The sequence below is a fragment of the Longimicrobium sp. genome (genome assembly GCF_036280135.1).
GTDB lineage: Bacteria > Gemmatimonadota > Gemmatimonadetes > Longimicrobiales > Longimicrobiaceae > Longimicrobium.
Genome location: NZ_DASURI010000781.1, coordinates 1 through 3,351 on the forward strand (window position 1 = coordinate 1; position 3,351 = coordinate 3,351).

Consider the following 3,351-nt stretch of genomic DNA (forward strand, 5'->3'; position numbering starts at 1 on the left):
GACCCTCATCAGGTCCGGCAGGGCCGCGGACTCCGCCAGGATCATGCGAGTCGCATCGGTGAGATTCATGCGCGCAGTCTAGGCCGGGCGATACCGCCAGGCATGCGCTGGACCACACGCCCCACGCCAAGCCGCCGCCTCACTCCGGCCGAATGCGAACGCTCCCCGAACAAAGCACGTTTCCCCTGCTCAAAGGAGTCTTCGCGGAAAAGGAAGCGCACCCGGCAGGATTCGAACCTGCGACCCGTCGGATGAGAAGTGGACTGGCCACCGGCCCGGCCGAACACGGCGTGACCTGCTCGTGCGCACTCACCGGGAGCCCGCCCGTCCATGATCATTCCGTATATGTTCCGGATCTTGGCCTGTCCCGTGCGGGGCTGCTCTTCGGGACAGGGCGGCTGGAGGGAGGGTGGTGTCATGGGATTCTCCCCGTTCCGGGACGTATCCGGGAACGGGTCCATACCCACCCTCCCTGAGCCGCGGACCCTCGTGGGTGCTCAGACCGGTCTCCAGCACAGGCAGAGTACTGATCACCGGTGACAGTCAACGGCCTGCATCTGGTCGGCAAGCACAGCGGGCGGTCCGGAGTGCTCGTCCGCGCGGACGACGCGACGGTGGGACAGACAGATCCGCGCGGACGAGTGCTCCGGTTCACGGAGGCATGGGGGCTGCGAAGCCCCAGAACCACGCTCGCCCAAGTGGCCGCGGGATTCACCAGCTGACGTCTGGGAGGCCGGCGTGGGAGTGGGTGTCCCATCCGTCACGGTCGTGGGTGTTCTCGTGGCGCCGTAGCAGGGTCTCCCAGGTGTTGACGGGCGGGTACCAGCCGGTCAGGTAGTGCGGAGCGATGCCGTGAACCTGCTCCAGATGCCGGGGGTTTTGGTGCGTAGGTGGTCGCGGATGGCGCGTTCGATGGCGTAGTCGACTTCGGAGGCCATGTCGCGGTCGCCCTTGGCGGTGAGCAGGCCCGGGACTCGGGTGCGCATGAGATTGCTGGCTATGGCGACCGCTTCGAGGGCGATGGGCAGCAGCGATGCGGGCGCGGTGGTCATACGGGTGTGCTCCGTTCCCAGAGGGACGTGAAGATCTGATCGAACGTGGCATACAGGCCCGCGCCGGATGGCTGGCGCTCGATGATGAATGTCGGCGCGTCCACTCCGCGGGCCTGGGGCAAAGAGCTGTTCGACGGTCCAGTCCGGGAACATGACGTCCAGGACGCGGCAGTAGTCGGTGTTGGGCGGTCGCCGGAGTCTCCCATTGACCCACCGGTGGAACTGGGCGCGGCTCGGCGGGGCACCCACTAGGCAGGGGTCGACCTTGCGCGCGGCTTTGTCGTATTCAGCGCAGAACATGCCATAGCGGAGCAATTGCCGCTCTTGCAGGAGGACTTGAAGCAGGATCGGCGTGGGGGCCACCGGACCGTCCTTTCTCGCTGTCAAGGTCAGGCTAACCGGGGGCGTGACGCGACGCGAGACAAACATGAGACAGTCGCGGAACTCAGCCGTCCAAGACGACGGCTTCGCAGCATCGAGACGCGACATGACCTGGCCGGATGCTGTGGCCATGGCAAGCGACGAGATCGGCAAAGAGCAGGAGTTGCGGCTCCTGGGCGCGCTGCGCGACGCGCTCACGCGGCTGGGCATCGGGGCGCAGATCAGCGAAGAGTTGCCGGGCCTGTCGATCGGGACGGCCATTCCGGGCGTGTGCGTGTGGGTGTTCGTGAGCGCTTCCGGGCGAACCTTCACCTGGCGACGGGGGGACAGCAAGCACCCCACCACCGACGTGACGGGCGCGGCGGCCGAGGTCGCCAAGTACGTCAGCCGGCAGCGTGGTGGATGGCCGGCGCGGCATTTCAATCCCTTCGGTTGGCCGTCTGGAGGGGAGGCCATGCCGCCGCGTCGCCGGTCCCGCTTCGAGCGATGGGAGTGGGCGATGGGTTTTGATCGGGCGCGGTTTGAGGCGGCGAACGTGCGGGTGGCGTTCGGGCCTCGCCGATTGCATCTGGCGGCGCTGGATGCGGTGCTGTGCGGGCGGCGGGAGCTGGCGTGCGGAATCGTGGCGCGCGGCGGCGTGCCGATGCTGAACGTGGTCGCGATGGGGGCGGCGCACCGGCCGGTGGAGGTCGGCTGTGACCACCTGGACGGGGCATGGTCGTTCACCTGGGCCGACACTGGGCGGACGATCGGACCGGTGGACGATCCGGTGACGGTGGCCGACCGGGTGGCCGCTGCGCTGGCCGGGAACGGGGCGGCCCGGTGAACGGGCCAGGTTTCGTCGGCTCGGATGCGGTGCCGGACGGGGCGGGCTCTGCTGCCGTGGGTGATCCGGAGGTGGAGGCGCTGTACTTCCGTGCGGTGATCCGGGTGTACGGGCCGTGGACGACGTCGCAGACGATCAGTGCTCGGGAGCGGGCTTTGGCGGTACGGCGGGTTGGGATGGGAGGACTTCACCCGGGGCGTGTCTGTTTCTCGGCGCTGACCTGCGCGGATGTGGCCAAGATCATTCCGCGTATATTCCGTGAACGCTGTTACGGGGCTGCTGACGGTGGCCTACGGGCGATCATCGGAGAGAGCGCGTTTCCCTGGTCACAGGGTGTTTTCGCGGGGAGGAGAAGCGCGCCCGGCAGGATTCGAACCTGCGACCGTCGGATTAGAAGTCCGGTGCTCTGTCCAGCTGAGCTACGGGCGCTCTCGTGTCTCGCTCGGCCGGGGGCGAGACGGACGGGGTGGTCCGCCGGAGCCCTCGGTCGAGTGCTGGATCCGGCTGGGGGCCGGATGCCGTCCCACAGTGTAGGGGGGACCTGTGGCTTCAGGCCATGGAGATCCGGGGTGGGGAAGTGCCGGGCGGGGCCTATCTTTGTTGATCGTGGCTGTGGAGCAGGGGCAGGAGGTCGTCCTGGCGGGCGGGGACGTCACGGAGGGCGTCGTCCGGGTGGGGGACACGGTGAGACGGCCGCTGCGGGCGCACAGCCCGGCGGTGCACGGGCTGCTGGGGCATCTGGAGCGGGTGGGGTTCGACGGGGCGCCGCGGTTTCTCGGCATCGACGAGCAGGGCCGGGAGGTGCTCACGTGGATGCCGGGGGAGACCCCGGGGCGGCCGATACGGCCGTACGCGGCCACCGAGGAGGCGCTGGGCGGGGTCGCGCGGTTGCTGCGGCGGTTCCACGACGCGGTGAGCACGTACGAGGCGCCGCCCGACGCGCCCTGGGACACGGCGTTCACCACCAACGTGGACGACCCCCCGGAGCTGATCGGGCACTGCGACGTGACACCGGACAACGTGGTGTTCCGGGACGGCGTCCCGTACGGGCTGATCGACTTCGACCTGGCGCGGCCCACGACACGGCTGTTC

The 3,351-nt window shown here is 68.8% G+C and carries 3 protein-coding genes and 1 tRNA gene; 2 read left to right on the forward strand and 2 right to left on the reverse strand.

Translation table 11 applies throughout. The features are described from left to right. Nucleotides 1-830: 830 nt before the first annotated feature. Nucleotides 831-1,052 (reverse strand): hypothetical protein, encoded by a 222-nt coding sequence (locus tag VFZ20_RS25115; protein WP_329686707.1) that lies wholly within the window; start codon nt 1,050-1,052, stop codon nt 831-833. Nucleotides 1,053-1,563: 511 nt separating this feature from the next. Here VFZ20_RS25115 and VFZ20_RS25120 point away from each other — a divergent pair. Then, nucleotides 1,564-2,259: a hypothetical protein gene (locus tag VFZ20_RS25120; RefSeq protein WP_329686708.1), complete on the forward strand. Its 696-nt coding sequence runs from the start codon at nt 1,564-1,566 to the stop codon at nt 2,257-2,259. Between the two features lie 355 nt (nt 2,260-2,614). On the opposite strand, the gene VFZ20_RS25125 is transcribed toward VFZ20_RS25120, so the two are convergent. After that, a tRNA-Arg gene (locus VFZ20_RS25125) sits at nt 2,615-2,688 on the reverse strand. Between the two features lie 177 nt (nt 2,689-2,865). Here VFZ20_RS25125 and VFZ20_RS25130 point away from each other — a divergent pair. Further along, nucleotides 2,866-3,351, forward strand: a 486-nt coding sequence (locus VFZ20_RS25130; protein WP_329686709.1) for a phosphotransferase, incomplete at its 3' end; no start/stop codon positions are given.

Bases quoted from the DNA above. Each gene is read 5' to 3' on its own strand.
- VFZ20_RS25115 (WP_329686707.1), bottom strand. From the start codon at position 1,052: ATGACCACCGCGCCCGCATCGCTGCTGCCCATCGCCCTCGAAGCGGTC.
- VFZ20_RS25120 (WP_329686708.1), top strand. From the start codon at position 1,564: ATGGCAAGCGACGAGATCGGCAAAGAGCAGGAGTTGCGGCTCCTGGGC.